The sequence below is a fragment of the Kitasatospora sp. NPDC052896 genome (assembly GCF_044547075.1).
In the GTDB taxonomy this organism is placed as follows: Bacteria; Actinomycetota; Actinomycetes; order Streptomycetales; family Streptomycetaceae; genus Kitasatospora.
Genome location: NZ_JBITZU010000007.1, coordinates 291714 through 309696, shown reverse-complemented (window position 1 = coordinate 309696; position 17983 = coordinate 291714). Strand labels below are relative to the sequence as shown.

At 74.1% G+C, this 17983-nt stretch carries 15 protein-coding genes; 9 read left to right on the top strand and 6 right to left on the bottom strand.

The window, feature by feature from the left end:
• The first annotated feature begins 213 nt into the window (after window positions 1-213).
• Window positions 214-912, top strand: coding sequence for a hypothetical protein (locus ACIGXM_RS17755; RefSeq protein WP_396561796.1), 699 nt, complete (start codon window positions 214-216; stop codon window positions 910-912).
• Window positions 913-1066: 154 nt separating this feature from the next.
• Complete coding sequence (locus tag ACIGXM_RS17750; RefSeq protein ID WP_396561794.1) at window positions 1067-4093, top strand: bifunctional [glutamine synthetase] adenylyltransferase/[glutamine synthetase]-adenylyl-L-tyrosine phosphorylase; 3027 nt, start codon at window positions 1067-1069, stop codon at window positions 4091-4093.
• Window positions 4094-4189: 96 nt separating this feature from the next.
• On the opposite strand, the gene ACIGXM_RS17745 is transcribed toward ACIGXM_RS17750, so the two are convergent.
• Both ACIGXM_RS17745 and ACIGXM_RS17740 read right to left on the bottom strand, forming a co-directional pair.
• Complete coding sequence (locus ACIGXM_RS17745; RefSeq protein ID WP_396561792.1) at window positions 4190-5164, bottom strand: phosphatase PAP2 family protein; 975 nt, start codon at window positions 5162-5164, stop codon at window positions 4190-4192.
• A 299-nt stretch (window positions 5165-5463) separates the two neighbouring features.
• Window positions 5464-6204 (bottom strand): SDR family oxidoreductase, encoded by a 741-nt coding sequence (locus tag ACIGXM_RS17740; RefSeq protein WP_396561790.1) that lies wholly within the window; start codon window positions 6202-6204, stop codon window positions 5464-5466.
• Window positions 6205-6523: 319 nt separating this feature from the next.
• On the opposite strand from ACIGXM_RS17740, the gene ACIGXM_RS17735 reads away from it, so the two are divergent.
• From ACIGXM_RS17735 to ACIGXM_RS17725, 3 genes are all read left to right on the top strand, one after another.
• A complete protein-coding gene (locus ACIGXM_RS17735) occupies window positions 6524-7543 on the top strand; it encodes an alpha/beta hydrolase (protein ID WP_396561788.1) in 1020 nt (339 codons plus the stop codon).
• Window positions 7544-7727: 184 nt separating this feature from the next.
• Window positions 7728-8453 carry a hemerythrin domain-containing protein gene (locus ACIGXM_RS17730; RefSeq protein ID WP_396561786.1) on the top strand — a complete coding sequence of 242 codons (726 nt, stop codon included), beginning with the start codon at window positions 7728-7730 and terminating at the stop codon, window positions 8451-8453.
• 143 nt (window positions 8454-8596) lie between these two features.
• Window positions 8597-9172: a hypothetical protein gene (locus ACIGXM_RS17725; protein ID WP_396561785.1), complete on the top strand. Its 576-nt coding sequence runs from the start codon at window positions 8597-8599 to the stop codon at window positions 9170-9172.
• Here the strand turns inward: ACIGXM_RS17725 and ACIGXM_RS17720 are convergent.
• Complete coding sequence (locus ACIGXM_RS17720) at window positions 9159-10610, bottom strand: FAD-dependent monooxygenase (RefSeq protein ID WP_396561783.1); 1452 nt, start codon at window positions 10608-10610, stop codon at window positions 9159-9161. The two genes, ACIGXM_RS17725 and ACIGXM_RS17720, sit on opposite strands and share 14 nt — an antisense overlap.
• A gap of 74 nt (window positions 10611-10684) precedes the next feature.
• Here ACIGXM_RS17720 and ACIGXM_RS17715 point away from each other — a divergent pair, with 74 nt between their 5' ends.
• Both ACIGXM_RS17715 and ACIGXM_RS17710 read left to right on the top strand, forming a co-directional pair.
• Window positions 10685-11332: a TetR/AcrR family transcriptional regulator C-terminal domain-containing protein gene (locus tag ACIGXM_RS17715; protein WP_396561781.1), complete on the top strand. Its 648-nt coding sequence runs from the start codon at window positions 10685-10687 to the stop codon at window positions 11330-11332.
• A gap of 49 nt (window positions 11333-11381) precedes the next feature.
• Window positions 11382-12344 (top strand): DUF1152 domain-containing protein, encoded by a 963-nt coding sequence (locus ACIGXM_RS17710; RefSeq protein ID WP_396561779.1) that lies wholly within the window; start codon window positions 11382-11384, stop codon window positions 12342-12344.
• Between the two features lie 13 nt (window positions 12345-12357).
• Here the strand turns inward: ACIGXM_RS17710 and ACIGXM_RS17705 are convergent, their stop codons facing one another.
• Together ACIGXM_RS17705 and ACIGXM_RS17700 are read right to left on the bottom strand one after the other, a co-directional pair.
• Window positions 12358-12912, bottom strand: a complete 555-nt coding sequence (locus tag ACIGXM_RS17705; RefSeq protein ID WP_396561777.1) for a DUF1697 domain-containing protein — start codon at window positions 12910-12912, stop codon at window positions 12358-12360.
• 296 nt (window positions 12913-13208) lie between these two features.
• Window positions 13209-13565 (bottom strand): arsenate reductase family protein, encoded by a 357-nt coding sequence (locus ACIGXM_RS17700; protein ID WP_396561775.1) that lies wholly within the window; start codon window positions 13563-13565, stop codon window positions 13209-13211.
• A 107-nt stretch (window positions 13566-13672) separates the two neighbouring features.
• Here ACIGXM_RS17700 and ACIGXM_RS17695 point away from each other — a divergent pair, with 107 nt between their 5' ends.
• Together ACIGXM_RS17695 and ACIGXM_RS17690 are read left to right on the top strand one after the other, a co-directional pair.
• Complete coding sequence (locus ACIGXM_RS17695; RefSeq protein WP_396561773.1) at window positions 13673-14893, top strand: cytochrome P450; 1221 nt, start codon at window positions 13673-13675, stop codon at window positions 14891-14893.
• A gap of 124 nt (window positions 14894-15017) precedes the next feature.
• Window positions 15018-16175: a PP2C family protein-serine/threonine phosphatase gene (locus ACIGXM_RS17690; RefSeq protein ID WP_396561771.1), complete on the top strand. Its 1158-nt coding sequence runs from the start codon at window positions 15018-15020 to the stop codon at window positions 16173-16175.
• A gap of 184 nt (window positions 16176-16359) precedes the next feature.
• On the opposite strand, the gene glnA is transcribed toward ACIGXM_RS17690, so the two are convergent.
• Window positions 16360-17772, bottom strand: a complete 1413-nt coding sequence (gene glnA / locus ACIGXM_RS17685; RefSeq protein ID WP_396561770.1) for a type I glutamate--ammonia ligase — start codon at window positions 17770-17772, stop codon at window positions 16360-16362.
• Window positions 17773-17983 lie beyond the last annotated feature (211 nt).

Below are 17983 nucleotides of genomic sequence, written 5' to 3'. Positions count from 1 at the left end.
GAGCCGGTGGGGGCGGCGAGCGCGAGTGCCACCACGAGTGCCGGTGTGTCGGCGAGCCCTGGGCCGAGTGCTGTGACCAGCCCCGGCGCGGAGGTCGGCCCGAGCGCGTCGGCGAGTCCCGGTGCGGTGACGAGCCCGAGCGGGTCGGCGCGGCCGAGCGCGCCCGTGCAGGGGCCCCCGGCGCGCGATCCGCGGCGGTGCCACCTGGAGATCGTGAAGTCGGCCGACCGGACTTCCTACGTCGCCGGGCAGCGGATCACCTTCACCGTCCGGCTCCACAACGACGGGAACGAGCCGATCACCGGGGCGGTGGTGACCGACGACCTCCGCGGGGACCTCGCGGATGCCAGGTACGACCAGGACGCGCGGGTGGGCGTCGGGCGGCTGCGGTACGACGCGCCCGTGCTGACCTGGACCGGTGACCTCAGGCCGGGCGAGCAGACCGTGATCGTCTACAGCGTCACCACCAACCGGCCGGACAACGGTCCGATGACGCTGCACAACGCGGTGACCGGCCCGCCGTTCAGCAGCTGCCCGACCGGGACGGAGGCCGGTTGCAGCGTGGACATCTGCGGTTCGCCGGGCAGCCCGTCGCCCAGCCCGTCGAGCAAGCCCAGCCCGTCGCCCAGCCCGTCGAGCAAGCCCAGTCCGTCGCCCAGCCCGTCGAGCAAGCCCAGTCCGTCGCCCAGCCCGTCGAGCAAGCCCAGCCCGTCGAGCACGCCGGCGAAGCCGACCCGGCCCACCTGGCCGAGTCACCCGACGCCGCCCGCCCAGCCCACCCCCACCGCCCCCGGACAGCTCGCGCAGACCGGGGCCGACGACGGGCCGGGCCTGCTCGGGACGGTCTCGGTGCTGCTGGTGATCGCCGGTGCCACGCTCTTCCTGCTGTCCCGTCGGGCGGGCCGGCGCTGACCCGCAGCCTCCCGCACGCCCCCGCGGGGTCCGGCCCACCGGCCGGGCCCCGCGGTCGTGTTCCCCGCCGGCGTGCGTCACCCGCCCGGGGCGGGGAAGGAGCTTGACGAACACGTACGCCACCCAGCGATCACCGCCAGCGAAGGGAGCCCGGATGACCAGCGCCGGCAGCCGCGTCAGCAGGCCCGAGGTCCGGCTGGTCCGCCGCGGCTTCACCGACCCCGAGGCGGCCGTCCGCCGGCTCGCCGTCCCCGCCCTGCACGGCCTGGCCGACGACCCGGTCCTGCTCGACGCGCTGGGCGCCACCGCCGACCCCGACCTCGCGCTGCTGGGCCTGGCCCGACTGCTGGAGGCGCTCGGCGAGACCGAGCGGCACACCCTGCGGGACACCCTGACCACCTCCAAGCCACTGCGCGACCGGCTGCTGAGCGTGCTCGGCGCCTCCGCCGCGCTCGGCGACCACCTGGCCACCCACCCGCGCGACTGGCACGCCCTGGAGACCTTCGAGGTGCGGGACATCCACCCGGGCACCGAGGAGTTCCGCCGCGAGCTGGCCGAGCGGCTGGCCGCCGCCGAGGGCGACCCCGCCGACGTGCTGCGCACCGGCTACCGCCGCTGCCTGCTGGCCATCGCCGCCCGCGACCTGAGCGCCACCGCCGACCTCGCGCAGACCTCCGCCGAGCTGGCCGACCTGGCCGGCGCCACCCTGCGGACCGCGCTGGCGCTGGCCGAGGAGGCGGACGAGGAGGCCGCCGAGGCCTGCCGACTGGCCGTGATCGGCATGGGCAAGTGCGGCGGCCGCGAGCTGAACTACGTCTCGGACGTCGACGTGATCTTCGTCGCCGAGGCCCGCGAGGGCGTCGACGAGCAGCACGCGCTGCAGGCGGCCACCAGGCTGGCCGCCCGGATGATGCGGCTCTGCTCGGACACCACCCGGGAGGGCTCGATCTGGCCGGTGGACGCCAACCTGCGCCCCGAGGGGCGGCACGGCCCGCTGGTGCGCACCCTGGCCAGCCACCTCGCGTACTACCAGCGCTGGGCCAAGACCTGGGAGTTCCAGGCCCTGTTGAAGGCCCGCCCGGTGGCCGGCGACGCCGAGCTGGGCGCGGCCTACGTCGCGGCGCTGGCGCCGATGGTCTGGCAGGCCGCCGAGCGGGAGAACTTCGTCGCGGACGTCCAGCAGATGCGCCGCCGGGTGGTCGAGGCGATCCCGGCCCCCGAGCTGGACCGCCAGCTCAAGCTCGGCCCGGGCGGCCTGCGGGACGTCGAGTTCTCGGTGCAGCTGCTGCAGCTGGTGCACGGCCGCACCGACCCCGCGCTGCGCAGCGGCAACACCCTGGAGGCACTGGCCGCGCTGTCGGCCGGCGGCTACGTCGGCCGTGCCGACGCCGCCTCGCTGGACGCCGCGTACCGGTTCCTGCGCGCGCTGGAGCACCGGATCCAGCTGCACCGGCTGCGCCGCACCCACCTGATGCCCAAGGACCCGGCCGACCTGCGCAGACTGGCCCGTTCGCTGGCCGCGGTGATCAACGGCGACACCCGGGCCGACCCGGTGGCCGCGCTGGAGCGGGAGTGGAAGCGGCACGCGCTGGAGGTCCGCCGGCTGCACGAGAAGCTCTTCTACCGCCCGCTGCTGGACGCGGTGGCCGACCTCCCGGCCGGCGCGGCGCTCACCCCGGGCACTCCGGCGATGAGCACCGAGGCGGCCCGGGCCCGGCTGGTCGCGCTGGGCTTCCACGACCCGGCGGCCGCGCTGCGCCACCTGACCGCGCTGGCCACCGGGGTCAGCCGCAAGGCGGCCATCCAGCGGACCCTGCTGCCGGTGCTGCTCGGCTGGTTCGCCGACTCGGCCGACCCGGACGCCGGCCTGCTGGGCTTCCGGCAGGTCTCCGACGCGCTCGGCCGCACCCCCTGGTACCTGCGCCTGCTGCGCGACGAGAGCGCGGCGGCCGAGCAGCTGGCCCGGGTGCTCTCGGCCGGGCGGCTCGCCCCCGACCTGCTGCTGCGCGCCCCCGAGGCGGTGGCCATGCTGGGCGACCCGCAGGGGCTGCAGCCGCGCGGGCGGGCGGCGCTGGAACAGGAGGTGCTGGCGGCGGTCGGCCGGGCGGACGGCCCGGCGGCGGGCGTCGCGGCGGTCCGTTCGGTCCGCCGGCGCGAGCTCTTCCGCACCGCGGCGGCCGACCTGCTGGGCCGGTTCGGGGACGACCCGGGCGAGGCGCTGGAAGCCGTCTCGGAGGCGCTGACCGATCTCACCGCGGCCACCTTGCAGGGTGCGCTGGCGGCCTGCGTGGCGAGCTGGGAGGCGGAGCACGGCGCGCCGCTGCCGGCCCGGATCGCGGTGATCGCGATGGGCCGGTTCGGTGGGCACGAGCTGGGCTACGGCTCGGACGCGGACGTGCTCTTCGTGCACGAGGAGCGGTCGGACGGGGACCGGGACGCCACCGCGGCCGTCCGCTCGGTCTGCAACGAGCTGCGCACCCGGCTGGCCGTGCCGTCGACCGAGCCGCCGCTGCTGGTCGACGCCGACCTGCGCCCGGAGGGCCGGCAGGGGCCGCTGGTGCGCACCCTGGGCTCGTACCGGGCGTACTACGCGCGCTGGTCGCACGTCTGGGAGAGCCAGGCGCTGCTGCGGGCCGAGCCGGTGGCGGGCGACGCCGAGCTGGGGGAGCGGTTCCGGGCGCTGATCGACCCGCTGCGCTACCCGGTGGGCGGGGTGCCGGAGGGGGACCTGCTGGAGATCCGGCGGATCAAGGCCCGGGTGGAGCGGGAGCGGCTGCCGCGCGGGGCCGACCCGACCACCCACACCAAGATCGGCCGCGGCGGGCTGGCCGACGTGGAGTGGACCGTCCAGCTGCTCCAGTTGCAGCACGCGGACCGGGTGCCGGAGCTGCGCACCACCCGGACCCGGGAGGCGCTGCGGGCCGCGACGGAGGCGGGGCTGCTGGCCGCCGCCGACGCCCGGGTGCTCGACGAGGCATGGGTGCTGGCCTCCCGGGTGCGCGCCGCGGTGATGCTGGTCCGCGGGCGGCCCGGGGACAGCTTCCCGGGGGAGTCGCGGGAGCTGGCCGGGGTGGCCCGTTACCTCGGGTACGGCGAGGGGCGCAGTGGCCAGCTGCTGGACGACTACCGGCGGACCACCCGGCGGGCCCGGAGCGTGATGGAGCAGGTCTTCTACGGCTGATCGTGTGCGACGGCCGGGCGTCCGCCACGGCCGGTCCGGGCCCGGACACGACGCCGCCCCCGCCCGGCGGACCGGACGGGGGCGGCGTGCGCGGAGTTACTGGCGGGAGCCGGCGCCGACCGGGGTGGGCCGCTGCTCGGGCACCGACGCGCCCTGCGGCGGGCTCTGCCGCGCGACCGGAACCTGCGGGAACTGGTAGGCCCAGCGGTGGTAGACCAGCCGGGTCACCGTGAAGCCGATGGCCAGGCAGACCGCCCCGCCGACCGCGTCCATCCAGAAGTGGTTGGCGGTGGAGATGATCACCATCAGGGTGGCCGCCGGATAGGCCAGGCCGAGCGCCCGCACCCACTTCCGTTCGGCCAGGAAGAAGATCGTCAGGCCGCACCAGGAGGACCAGCCGATGTGCATCGAGGGCATCGCGGCGAACTGGTTGGAGACGCTGGCGCCCGGGCCGGAGGCCAGCGAACCCCAGGTGTGGTGCACGGCGACGGTGTCGATGAAGTGACCGTCGGTCATCAGCCGCGGCGGTGCCAGGGGGTAGAAGTAGAACCCGACCAGGGCGATGCCGGTGGTGATGAAGAGCACCGTGCGGGAGGCCGCGTAGCGGCCGGGATGACAGCGGTAGAGCCAGACCAGGACGCCGATCGTCATGATGAAGTGCAGCGTCGCGTAGTAGTAGTTCATCCCCACGATCAGCCAGGTCACCGAGTTGACGGCGTGGTTGATCGAACGTTCCACCGCGACCCCGAGGCCCTGCTCGGTGTGCCAGACCCAGAAGGCGTTCCGCTCGGCGGCCGAGGCCTGCTCCGGGACGGCGTTGCGCACCAACGAGTACAGCCAGTAGCTGATCGCGATCAGCGCGAGCTCGAAGACCACCTTGGGCCGGGCCGGATGCTGCCGCTGGGCGCTGATCCAGGCGCGGACCCCGGAGGCTCCGCGAAGCGCGGTGCTGGCGCCGGCTCCGTCCGCAGGCCCGTCGGCCGGCCGGCCGGGGGACTGGACGGAACCGCCGCCGCGTGCCGTGGTGGCGCGCTCGGCGCCCGGCGACTGGATCTCGGTCGGTTCCCCCATGGACGAGAAGTCTGCCAGACGTTCTGTGGCCGTCCGATCATCCTCTGGTCGTGGATTCTTCATCGGCTGTCCTCCCAGAGTGCTAGGTGACCGCCCCCGACCGGGGCTGAGGAGGCGGCACGGCACACGCGGGTGCGGCGCGTCGGAGGGACACACATGCGTTCCATTGTTACTCGTTCGCAATGTGGGCTGCGCGGCGACCCCCCTCCGGCGCCGTCCGGGTGCCGGGAGCCCTGGCCGGGCGCGGTCCCCGGCCGTCTCCGGCGTCGGGCGGTCGCCCGCCGGGCCGGCCCGGGCGGTCAGCCGCGACCGATGTACGGCATCGTGGTGGCCAGCACGGTGGCGAACTGGATGTTGGCCTCCAGTGGCAGCTCGGCCATCTGCCGGACGGTCCGCGCGACGTCGGCGACGTCCATGGTCGGCTCGACGACGATCCGTCCGTCGGCCTGCCGGGCGCCCACGCTCATGGCGGCGGTCATCTCGGTGGCGGCGTTTCCGATGTCGATCTGCCCGCAGGCGATCCGGTACGGCCGGCCGTCCAGCGAGAGCGACTTGGTCAGGCCGGTGACCGCGTGCTTGGTCGCGGTGTAGGCGATGCTCTGCGGGCGCGGCACGTGCGCCGAGATCGAGCCGTTGTTGATGATCCGGCCGCCCTGCGGCCGCTGCTCCTTCATCTGCCGGAAGGCGGCCTGGGCGCAGAGGAAGGAGCCGGTGAGGTTGAGGTCGACCACGGCCCGCCAGTCGTCGTGGCCCAGCTCCTCCAGCGGCACGGCGCGGCCGAAGGTGCCGGCGTTGTTGAAGAGCAGGTCGAGCCGCCCGTAGTGCCCGGCCGCCTCGGCGAAGAGCGCGTGCACCGCCGCGGGGTCGGTGACGTCGGTCGGGACCACCAGGCCGCCGCCGGCCAGCCGGGCGGTCTCCCGGAGCGGTTCGGCACGCCGCCCGGCCAGGGCCAACTGCCATCCGGCCCGGGCGAGTTCGAGGGTCACGGCGCGGCCCACGCCGGTGCCGGCCCCGGTGACGACGGCGATCTGCTGCGGCATGCGTGCTCCCTCTGGTGCGACGGTCCTCCGATGATCGCCGACAGCGGGCCGGCCCGTCACCGTAGGAGCCGCCGAAGGGCGGTGGCGGCCCGGTCCGGGCCTTGGACGGAGTCGACACCACCCGCCGGTCGACCCCCGCCGGATGGCCGGGATTTTGCCAAAGTCACAGCAAATGTTGGTTGCCAGGCAGCCCGGTCGCAACCATGGCGGGACGAGGTCGCGTCATAGGATCGTCCTCACCCCGCGCCGCCCCACATCCGGTCGGCGCCGCCCGACTACGAGACGGTTCGGGCGCCACCCACCAGTCGGAAGACCTGCCGTGCATCCGCCGCTCGCTCGTACCCGTGCCGTTCTGACCGCTGCCGCCGCGCTGACCCTGGCCGGCGCCCTCACCGCGTGCGGGGGAGGCGGTGGCGGCGCGTCCGGCGCCGACGCCCATCCGGCCGGCTCCGGCGGCTCGGTGGCCCCGAGCGTGCCGGCGTCGCCCGCGGCCGATGCCAAGGTGCTGATGCCGACCGGCCCGACCACCCAGCTCACCAAGGCCCGGGACACCGCGGCCGGACCGATCATGATGACCACCCTGCAGGGCAAGAAGTCCGGGGTGTCCGCCAAGCTCTGGATCTGGCTGCCGCCGGAGTACAACGACCCGAAGTACGCCAAGACCGGCTTCCCGGTGCTCACCCTCTACGCGGGCGGCCAGAGCAACGGCTACAACACCTGGACCGACAACCAGCTGCCGATCCAGGAGGCCGACGAGGAGCTGGCCAAGCAGGGCAAGGCGCACCCGTTCATCATGGTGATGCCGGTGCAGAACCTGACCTCCGACGAGCAGCGGGCCTACGACTGCAGCGACATCCCCGGCCAGCCGAAGATGGGCACCTGGATGTCCCAGGACGTCCCGGACTTCGTCCGCGCCAACTTCCGCACCCTGAAGAGCCGGGACGGCTGGGGCCTGATGGGCGCCTCGACCGGCGCGTTCTGCAGCGCCAAGATGGCCCTGGAGCACCCGGACCAGTACAAGGCCGCGGTGCCGATCGACGGCTACTTCGACCCGGACTCCCTGCTCTGGAAGGGGCACGAGGACGAGCGGCTGGCCAACAGCCCGGGTGTGATGGTGAGCCAGGGCAAGGCCGACGTGCGGATGCTGGCCACCGCCGGCGGCGCCAACCCGCCGGAGGTCAAGCTGGTGAAGGCCTGGGTCCAGAAGGCCGCCGCGCCGACGAACATCCAGTACTACGAGCAGCCCGGCGGCAAGCACCTCACCTCGGACTTCAAGAAGATGATCCCGCTGACCCTGCAGTGGCTGACCCAGAACATGGCCGGTCCGACCAACGACTGAGTTCCGTCGGCGGCCCGGCTGACCGCCGGTGAACCCGCGAAACCGCCGCTGACCTGCACGGCAATCCGGTATTGATTCGTCTCTGATCGACTGGGGACAACCTGGGCCCACGGCGCCGCTCCGCTTCGCTCACCCGAGGCGGGCGGCGCCGATCCGTCCCCACGCCAGTCATGAAGAGAGCGCCATGCCGACGCCGACCCACCTGCAGTCCATTCCCGCCCCGCGCGGACCCCGCGAGGCGGTCGCGGTCGCGCGGCCACTGCGGTTCGCCGGCCTGCGGCTCGCCCAGGCCGCGCTCCGCCGGGACCTCGCCCGGGTGCCCACCGCGCTGCGGCTGCTGCAGCCCGGCGACGAGGCGGGCGCCGCGGCGCTCCAGCGGCACTGGGACTTCCTGACCGCGATGCTCACCTGCCACCACGAGCAGCAGGACGGCCGGCTCTGGCCGCTGCTCCGGCGCTTCGCCCCCGAGCTGCGGCTGCTGGTCAACTGGCTGGAGGACGACCACCACAACCTGGACCACTGCTTCACCCGGACCACCACGCTGATGCGGGTGGCCACCCGGGATCCGGCCAGCTGCTGGTCGGTGGCGTACGCGGTCGAGGAACTGGCGGCCCGGCTGGAGACCCACCTGCGGATCGAGGAGGAGCAGGTGTTCCCGGTGATGGCGCGGCTGCTCGTCCCGCAGTCCCGGGTCGGCACCCTGCCCGAGCTGCTCGACCTGCTGCGGCTCGCCGACGGGCCGGGCGCCCCGGACGCGCTGGCCTGGTTGCTGGAGGGGGTGGCGGAGGAGCAGATCGACGCGCTGCTGGCCGACTGCGACGACCTGACGGCTCGCCAGTGGCCGCACTGGCAGGCGGTCTACGCCCGCTGCTCGGCCCAGCTCTGGGGGGTGGCCCCGGCCGGCGAGTGACCGGGCGGCTTGTGGTGCGGGCGAGTTGACGCACGTTCGGACCATCCGCGATGGCGGAACCGGTGCCGGGGTGCCCAAGGTGAGGAGTGGCCGGCCCGTCCCAGCCGTCGCCGCTCGTCCTTGGTGGAAGGAAGAACCAGCTCATGCCCCGCACGTCGTGGACCGCCGTCCTGCTCAGTACCGCGTTGGCCGGTGGGCTCGCCGGCAGTGCCGCCGCCTCCGCGCCGGGCTCGCCCGGCGGCCCGGTCGGCGCGCACGGCCACCCGGTGATCCGGCCGGTCGCCGCGCGGGCCTCCGCCGCGGCCCGGACCACGGCGGCCCTCGGGGCACTCGGCGAGGTGCTGCGGGCGGCGGGCGACCTGGCGGGGGCGGTGGCCCCGGGTGGCGACCGGCCGGACCCGGGCGCACTGCGGGGCCGGCTGGACCAGCTGGACACGGCGTCCGGCGCGCTCCGCCGGGCGCTGCCGGCCGACCCGGCCGCGCCCTCGCCGGTCGAGCCGCGGCCGGTGCTGCCGGGCGGGCCGCTGCGGCGCGAGGCGCCGGCGCCGGCCGGCAGTGTCGAGGACCGGCTCGGCGTGCTCGCCCAGGACGCCGCCAATCTGGTGGCGGCCGCGACCGAGCGGCGCGACGCGACGGCGGTGGACGCCGCGTTGCCGCCGTTCTCCGCCGATCTGCTCGGTCTGAGCAGCGCCACCGTCACCCGGCTCAGCCGGTCGTGAGGGCGGAGGCGCCGGAGAGTTGCCCGAGGTAGGCCGCCACCCGGGCCGGGTTCCGGGTGGCCAGCCCGAGGTACCCGTCCGGACGGATCAGGAAGAGCCCCGGCCCGAACCCCGCCAGGCCGGCCGTCTCACGGACCACCAGCTCCGGGGCCTCGACCGCCGGTGCCGGGCAGTCGATCGCCAGCAGGGTGGCGTGCGGTCCGCGCAGCAGGTCGAACAGCCGCCCGCCCCGGTACGGCAGGTCGGGCACCCGGTCGCCGGCCCGCAGCGTGTCGGCCGGTGGCTCCGCGCGGTCCTCCACGGTCAGCGGGCCGGTCGGGTAGCCGATCCCCAACTGTGAGGTCTGGTCGCCGCGTTGGGTGGCCATCCCGTACAGCGCGGTGCTCAGCCCCAGCACCGCGGCGGCCACCGGCCGGCGCTCCGCCTCGTAGCTGTCCAGCAGGGTGTCCGGCGCGCCGTGCCGCAGCACCCGGCCGAGCTTCCAGCCGAGGTTGTAGGCGTCCTGCACCCCGGTGTTCAGCCCCTGCCCGCCGGCCGGCGAGTGGACGTGCGCGGCGTCCCCGGCCAGCAGCACCCGGCCGACCCGGTAGCGGTCGGCGAGCGCGGCCCGCGGCCGGAAGTCACTGGACCAGCGCACCTCGCGGACCGCCTCGGCGGTCAGCTGGGTGCGCTCGGCGATCACCGCCCGGACGGCGTCCGGCGAGAGGTCCGGCTCGCCCTCGTCGAAGCGGGCGGAGAGCTGGAACTCGTCCGTCCCGGCCAGCGGGCAGAGCAGCAGCATCCCGCCCGGCGCCTCGGGCCAGACGTGCCAGTTGTCGCGGTCGAGCCCGTCGATCCGGACGTCGGCGACCAGGACCGGCCGCGGGTCGACGGTCTCGCCGGTCATCGCGACCCCGATCGCCCGCCGCACCGCGCTGCGCCCGCCGTCGGCGCCGACCAGGTAGCGCGCCCGGACGGTCCGGGTGCCGCCGTCGGCGCCGGTCAGCACGGCCTCGACGGCGTCCGGGCGCTGGGTGAGCGCGTGGAGCGCGGTGCCGAAGGCCACGGTGCCGCCGAGTTCGCGCAGCCGGGCGAAGAGGATCTCCTGGGTGCGCCACTGCGGGACCATCCACGCCGCCGGGTAGGGCACGCCCGGGCGTTCGGTCGCCGACTTGATCAGGTCCCACTCCTCCTGCGGCGTGCCGTTCCGCCAGCTGAGCATCCGCGGGTAGCGCCCGCCGGCCGCGCGCACCGCGTCGATCACCCCGAGGTCGTCGAAGACCTCCTGGGTGCGCGGCTGCAGGCCCTTGCCGCGGGAGCCGGGGAAGAGCGTCTCCTGCTGCTCGACGACCAGCGCGCGCACCCCGCGCCGGGCGAGGTCGCAGGCCAGCATCAGGCCGGTGCCGCCGGCGCCGACCACCAGCACGTCCAGATCTGACTTAACGTTGTTAAGCTCCATGTCGCCAGTGTGCGCTTAACGTTGTTAAGCTGTCAAGCGTGGGCCGTGTCGGAGCGGGCTGGGAGGATGGACCGGTGGCAAGCAAAATCGACCCCGCGCAGGTCACCGAAACCGCGCTGCGACTGCTCAACGAGACCGGCCTGGACGGGCTGACCCTGCGCCGGATCGCCAAGGAGCTGGACGTCCAGGCGCCCGCGCTCTACTGGCACTTCGCCAGCAAGCAGGCCCTGCTGGACGCGATGGCCACCGAGATGTTCCGTCGGATGGCACAGGACGGGCGGCCCGGGCCGGACGCCGACTGGCCGGACTGGATCACCTCGGCCTGCCGGACCCTGCGCCGCGCGCTGCTCGGCTACCGGGACGGCGCCAAGGTCTTCGGCGGCACCCACTTCACCGACACCGACCACGCCGGGCTGCTGGAGGCCCACCTCGCCGCGCTGGTCGCGGCCGGCTTCCCGCTGGACGACGCCGTCTTCGCCCTGTCCACCGGCTACGCCTACACAGTCGGCTTCGTGATCGAGGAACAGTCCGTCCACCCGCTGCCCGGCGAGCGCGACGAGCGCTTCGACGTCGCCGCCCGGGCCGAGCTGATCGGGCCCGCCCACCCGCTCGCCGCGGCCGCCGGCGCGGGGCTGTTCACCGGGTTCGAGGAGCGCTTCGAGCGCGGGCTGGCGGTGCTGGTGGCCGGCATCGCGGCCACCGGGCCCGCGACGCGGCCCTGAGCGGCGCGACCCCTTGCCAACCGGCCGGGCGCCTGTCACCGTCCTCCGGGTGTTCTCCCTCCTCGAACCCCCGGTCTTCACCCGGCTGCGCGCCGCCGAGCGGATCCTGGTGGCCGGCGCGGGCGGCGGCTTCGACGTCTACGCCGGGCTCCCGCTGGCCCTCGCGCTGCGCGCGGCCGGCAAGCGGGTGCACCTCGCCAACCTCTCCTTCAGCCACCTGCACGGGCTCCCCGCCGAGGTCTGGCTCGCGCCGGACGTCGCCGAGATCCGCCCCGACACCCGGACGCACGACCAGTACTTCCCCGAGCTCACGCTGGCCCGCTGGCTCAACCGGCACGGCCTGCCCGACACCGTCTGGGCCCTCGCCCCGGTCGGCGTCCAGCCGCTGCGGGCCGCCTACCGGGAGCTGGTCGCCCACCTGGACATCGACGCGGTGGTGCTGGTGGACGGCGGCACCGACATCCTGATGCGCGGCGACGAGGCCGGCCTCGGCACGCCCGAGGAGGACATGGCCAGCCTGGCCGCGGTGGCCGGGCTGGACGGGCTGACCGAGCGGCTGGTGGTCTGCCTGGGCTACGGCGTGGACGCCTACCACGGGGTCAACCACTCGCTGGTGCTGGAGAACCTGGCCGACCTCGCCCGCACCGGCGACTACCTGGGTGCCTTCTCGATCCCGCGGGACAGCCGGGAGGGCGCGCTCTACCTGGACGCCGTCGCGGACGCCCAGGCCGCCACGCCCGACCACCCGAGCATCGTCCAGGGCTCGGTCGCGGCGGCCCTGCGCGGCGAGTTCGGTGACGTCCGGTTCACCGCCCGCACCCGGCACAGCGAGCTCTTCATCAACCCGCTGATGACGCTCTACCTCACCGTCACGGTGGCCGGCCTGGCCGACCGCAACCGCTACCTCGACCGGTTGGAACGCACCGTGTTGATACGCCAACTCAGCACCGTCATCGAGGAGTTCCGCGACGAGCTGCCCCGGCTCCGGCCGCCGCGGACGTTCCCGCACTGAGCCGTCCGAGCCGTCAGCCCCGTTTGGCCGCGGCCACGATCTTCGCGGTGGTGTGGAAGAACCGCGCGGTGCCGTGGCCGCGGTAGGCCGGCCCGAAGACGCCGGCCGGATTCCCCGCCGGCCGGCCGTCGAGCGTCCGGGTCACCACGAAGGCGGTGCTCCCGGCGGCGCCGATCACCTCCAGGTCGCCGCGCGGGCTGCGCCGCGGCAGCTCCAGGTCGGCCGGCAGCGGCTCGGTCAGGAACACCAGACTGAGCCGCACCTCCGGGGTCACCTCGACGTCGCGGAACGGATCGGCCGCGAGCAGCTCCTCGACCTCCGGCACGGTCCGTAGCACGGTCGGCACCTCGAAGCCGAGCGCCGCGTGCAGGTGCCGTTCGATCCGCCGGCTCAGCGCGGCCCGGTCCGTCCCGGTGTCCGCGGTGAAGAAGACGTTGCCGCTCTGGATGTACGTGCGGACGTCGGCCAGCCCGAGCTCCGCGAAGAGCTCGCGCAACCGTTCCATCCTGACCACGCGTCCGCCCACGTTCACGGCACGGAGAAAGGCGATGAAGGTCTGCTCGGCCATCCGGCCAGTCTGCCGGACCGCCGCCCGGGGCGGCGGTCGGTGCCCCGTGTGACAGTGGGCACATGAGCAGCTGGCAGGAGTTCGGGCAGGCGGCGCCCGAGCTGGCGGAGGCCGCCCTCGCCGGCTACGAGGCGGAGCTGCCCGAGCCGCCGACCGAGCCGTTCCACGCGTTCCGGCTGGAGCTGACCGAGGTGGTGCTGACGTCGATCGGCGAGGGCGGCGACCACCTCCTCATCCGGAGCCGGCGCCCGGGCGAGGAGGTGCGCACCGGCCGGCGGCGCCAGGGGCTGGACCCGCTAGGGCAGCACCGAGCGCAGGGCCTCCGGCGTCCGCGCGACGACGGCGTGCCCGTCGTCCGCCGTGATGATCGGCCGCTGCACCAGGATCGGGTGCTCCGCCAGCGCGGCGATCCAGCGTGCCCGGTCGGCGGGCTCCCGGCCCCAGCCGCGCATGCCCAGCTCCTTGGCGACCGCCTCGTCGAGCCGGGTGATGTCCCACGGGTCGAGGCCGAGCCGGTCGAGCACCTGCTCCAGCTCCGGCACGCTGGGCGGGTCGTCCAGGTAGCGGCGCACGGTGTACTCGACGCCGGCGGCGTCCAGTTCGCCGAGCGCGACGCGGCACTTGGTACAGCGGGGATTGATCCAGATCTCCATGCCGGCCAGCCTACGCACTCGTCCGGACCGGGAACTCCGGCGCCACGGACGGCGGTTCTCGGTAGGGGGCGGCCGTGGGGCCGGCCACAGGGACCGAGGGGCAGGCCTTGGACGGTACCGAGATCATCAACCAGCTGTTGACGCCGGAGGGTTCGGCCGACCCGTACCCGCTCTACGCCGAGGCGCACCAGCTCGGCCCGGTCACCCCGGTCTGGGACGGCGAGATGCTGCTCGCGCTGGCCCACCCGGTCGCGCACCAGCTGCTGCGCGACCCCGCCTACGGCGTGGCGGACCAGGAGCTGCGGCTGAGCTTCGACCCGGACTACGCGCAGCACTCGTCCAGGCTGCTGCTCAGCCACTCGATCCTGGAGGTCAACGCACCGGACCACGCCCGGATGCGCTCGCTGATCGCCTCGGTCTTCACCGCCCGCCGGGTGGCCGCGCTGGAACCGGCGGTCACCGCCACCGTCGAGCGGCTGCTGGACGAGATGGCCGAGCTGGGCGCCGGCGGCGAGCCGGTGGACTTCCTGGACACCTTCGCCTTCCGGCTCCCGGTGACCGTGATCTGCGAGCTGCTCGGCGTGCCGGAGCAGGACCGTTACCGGTTCCGGCCGCTCGCCGCCGACCTCACCAGCTCGCTGGAGGTCTCCACGACGGAGGACGAACTGCTGCGCGCCGACGCCGCCTGCGACGAACTGGCCGGCTACTTCGCCGAGCTCTGCGCCGAGCGCACGGCCCGTCCGCAGGACGACCTGGTCAGCGCCCTGGTCAGGGCCGCCGACGCGGAGGACGGCCGGCTCAGCGGCCGGGAGCTGCTGGCCAACCTGGTGCTGCTGCTGGCGGCCGGTTTCGAGACCACCACCAACCTGCTCGGCAACGGCCTGGCGCAGGCCTTCCAGCACCCGTGGGCCGCCGACGGGCTGCGCTCCGGCGAACTGGACCCGGCCGGCTTCACCGACGAGGTGCTGCGCTACGACTCCCCGGTCCAGCTCACCTCCCGGCTGCCGCTCTCCGAGGGCCTCTCGGTGGCCGGGGTGCCGACGCCGCCCGGCAGCGGAGTCTTCGTGCTGATCGGCGCGGCCAACCGGGACCCGAAACGGTACGAGCGGCCGGACGTCTTCGACCCGACCCGCCGGGAGAGCCACCCGCTCTCCTTCGGTGGCGGGGTGCACTTCTGCCTCGGGGCCCAGCTGGCCAGGCTGGAGGCCAACGTCGCGCTGCCCGCGCTGCTGCGCCGGTTCCCGCGGCTCGCCCCGGCGGCGGAACCGGTGCGCCGCAACCGTCTGGTGCTGCGCGGCTACCAGGAGCAGCCGGTCACCCTCGGCTGACCGGCCCCGGGCCGGCCCGCGTGGCCGAAGGTCCTCTTCGCCGGGCCGTCCGCCCCGCCGCTCACTCGCGACATACGGGACCATGGACTGGTAGCCCCGCTGTCGAGCCCCCAGGAGTCCCGCAGTGTCCGCGCCCGTAGAGGCAGGCCGCCCACCGGCCGCCCCGCACCGTGGCCCCAGTGCCCGGCGCGACTCCGCCGCCTCGGCGGTGGTGGCCGGGGGCGCACACTCCCCGCGCTGGGTGCGCTGGCTCCCGGCGCTGCTGATCGTGCTGGACCTCTCGGTGGAGGCCGCCGTGCCGCGGACCACCGCGGCCGGGTTCATGCTGATCATCCTCCCGGTGGTGGTGGCCTTCGGCTACGGCCCGGTCCCCACCGCCGCCTCCAGCACGGTCGCGCTCGGTCTCCAGCTGCTGCTGGCCGCCCGGGTCGGGCACCTCTACGAGCAGCACCACGTCTGGGCCTACGTCTCCACCTCGCTGGCCGGCCTGGCCGGCGTGATGCTCGCCCGGCAGCGGCTGCGGCAGGCCCGGCACCTGGTCCGGGCCCGCACGGTCAGCGAGGCCCTGCAACGCACCGTGCTGCACCCGGTACCGGAACAGGTCGGCGGCCTACGGGCGGCCGGCCTCTACCGGGCCGCGCAGGCCGAGGTGGCGATCGGCGGCGACCTCTACGAGATCTGCGACACCGCCTACGGCACCCGGGTGCTGCTCGGTGACGTCCGTGGCAAGGGGCTGGAGGCGATCCGCACGGTGGCCGACGTGCTCGGTGCCTTCCGGGTGACCGCGCACGAGACCGCCGACCTGGCCGAGCTGGCCGAGCAGCTGGACCGCCAGGTCCGGCGCGGGGCGCTGGAGCGCGACGACGAGGAGCTGTTCGTCACCGCCCTGCTGGTGGAGCACGACCCCGCCGCCCGCGAGGCCCGACTGATCAGCCGCGGCCACCCGGATCCGGTGCTGCTGGGCGACGGCACCGTGCGAACCCTGCACTGCCCGCAGGACCTCCCGCTCGGCCTCGGCCACCTCCGCCCGCCACACTCGACAGCGGTCAGCGCGGTCCCGCTGGACGCCGGCCAGACCCTCCTGCTGCACACCGACGGCGTCACCGAGGCCCGCGACCGCGCCGGCCACTTCTACCCCCTCACCGAACGGCTGGCCGCCCGCTTCTCCGACAGCACGGCCGCCCCCGAGCAGCTGGTGGCCTTCCTCGACGAGGACGTCCACGCCTACGGTGGCCCCGCCACGGACGACCTCGCCGTCCTCGCCCTCACCCCGACCCGCTGACCCGGCAGGCCCCCGCCATCGACGGGGGCCTGCCGGGTCGGGTGGTGATCAGGAGATGCCGCAGGCGATCCGGCGGGACTCCTGGTCGAGGTCGAGCCGGGGGCTGACCGATCCCGCCGGTCCCGGGAGAACGCGCCGGGTCCCCGGCACTCGCCACGGAGAGTGCCGGGGACCCGGAGGCGTCCTACAGGTCGAAGTAGAGCTCGAACTCGTGCGGGTGCGGGCGCAGCGCGATCGGGGCGATCTCGTTGGTGCGCTTGAAGTCGATCCAGGTCTCGATCAGGTCGGGCGTGAAGACCCCGCCGGCGAGCAGGTACTCGTGGTCCTCCTCGAGGGCCTCCAGGACGGCCGGGAGGGAGGAGGGGACCTGCGGGACGCCCGCGTGCTCGTCGGGGGCGAGCTCGTAGAGGTCCTTGTCGACCGGCTGGAGCGGCTCGATCTTGTTCTTGATGCCGTCCAGGCCGGCCATCAGCATCGCCGAGAAGGCCAGGTAGGGGTTGGACGACGGGTCGGGGGCGCGGAACTCGATGCGCTTGGCCTTGGCGTTGGAGCCGGTGATCGGGATCCGGATCGCCGCCGAGCGGTTGCGCTGCGAGTACACCAGGTTGACCGGTGCCTCGAAGCCGGGGACCAGTCGGTGGTAGGAGTTCACCGAGGGGTTGGTGAAGGCGAGCAGCGAGGGGGCGTGCTTCAGCAGACCGCCGATGTAGTAGCGGGCGGTGTCGGAGAGCCCGGCGTAGCCCTGCTCGTCGTAGAAGAGCGGCGCACCCTCGGCCCAGAGCGACTGGTGCACGTGCATGCCCGAGCCGTTGTCGCCGAAGATCGGCTTCGGCATGAAGGTGGCCGTCTTGCCGTTCCGCCAGGCGACGTTCTTGATGATGTACTTGAACAGCATCAGGTCGTCGGCGGCGTGCAGCAGGGTGTTGAACTTGTAGTTGATCTCGGCCTGGCCGGCGGTGCCCACCTCGTGGTGCTGGCGTTCGACCTGGAGGCCGGCGTTGCCCAGCTCCAGGGACATCTCGGCGCGCAGGTCGGCGAAGTGGTCGACCGGCGGGGTCGGGAAGTAGCCGCCCTTGTACTTGACCTTGTAGCCGCGGACGTCGCCCTCGGTCGAGCCGGTGTTCCAGGCGCCGGCCTCGGAGTCGATGTGGTAGTAGGACGCGTTCGCGCTGGTGTCGAAGCGCACCGAGTCGAAGACGTAGAACTCGGCCTCCGGACCGAAGAACGCGGTGTCGGCGATCCCGGACGAGGCGAGGTACGCCTCGGCCTTCTTGGCCACGTTGCGCGGGTCGCGGCTGTAGGCCTCGCCCGTGATCGGGTCCTGGATGAAGAAGTTGATGTTGAGGTGCTTGTCCTTGCGGAACGGGTCCAGACGGGCGGTCGCCAGGTCCGGGACGAGCGCCATGTCCGACTCGTGGATGGCCTGGAAGCCGCGGATCGACGAGCCGTCGAACATCAGGGTCTCGGCGGGGTCGAAGGTGGCCGCCGGGACCGCGAAGTGCTGCATGACGCCCGGCAGGTCGCAGAACCGCACATCCACGAACTTGATGTCGTTCTCCGCGATGTAGGCCTTGACCTCGGCGGCGTTCTTGAACATCCATCCTCCTCGGCCCGGCCCGTGAGGGGCCGGGTTCAGACGTGCACCGACCAGTCGTCCCAACCGGCCATGGTGCGGCTCACCCTAGGAATCGGCCGTTTCCTCGCGGTGACCCAATCGTTTCGCCCATGTTAACCAGATGCCCCCGAATGGGCGGCAAAGTCGCCCGGGAGGGGGCAAATCGTTCCGGAACACGGACTCCGTGCGATGA

Excerpts from the sequence above, each read along its gene's own strand:
- ACIGXM_RS17740 (WP_396561790.1), bottom strand. The coding sequence starts at position 6,204 with ATGCCGCAGCAGATCGCCGTCGTCACCGGGGCCGGCACCGGCGTGGGC.
- glnA (WP_396561770.1), bottom strand. The coding sequence starts at position 17,772 with ATGTTCAAGAACGCCGCCGAGGTCAAGGCCTACATCGCGGAGAACGAC.
- ACIGXM_RS17700 (WP_396561775.1), bottom strand. The coding sequence starts at position 13,565 with ATGGAGATCTGGATCAATCCCCGCTGTACCAAGTGCCGCGTCGCGCTC.
- ACIGXM_RS17720 (WP_396561783.1), bottom strand. The coding sequence starts at position 10,610 with ATGGAGCTTAACAACGTTAAGTCAGATCTGGACGTGCTGGTGGTCGGC.
- ACIGXM_RS17705 (WP_396561777.1), bottom strand. The coding sequence starts at position 12,912 with ATGGCCGAGCAGACCTTCATCGCCTTTCTCCGTGCCGTGAACGTGGGC.
- ACIGXM_RS17750 (WP_396561794.1), top strand. The coding sequence starts at position 1,067 with ATGACCAGCGCCGGCAGCCGCGTCAGCAGGCCCGAGGTCCGGCTGGTC.
- ACIGXM_RS17745 (WP_396561792.1), bottom strand. The coding sequence starts at position 5,164 with ATGGGGGAACCGACCGAGATCCAGTCGCCGGGCGCCGAGCGCGCCACC.
- ACIGXM_RS17730 (WP_396561786.1), top strand. The coding sequence starts at position 7,728 with ATGCCGACGCCGACCCACCTGCAGTCCATTCCCGCCCCGCGCGGACCC.
- ACIGXM_RS17725 (WP_396561785.1), top strand. The coding sequence starts at position 8,597 with ATGCCCCGCACGTCGTGGACCGCCGTCCTGCTCAGTACCGCGTTGGCC.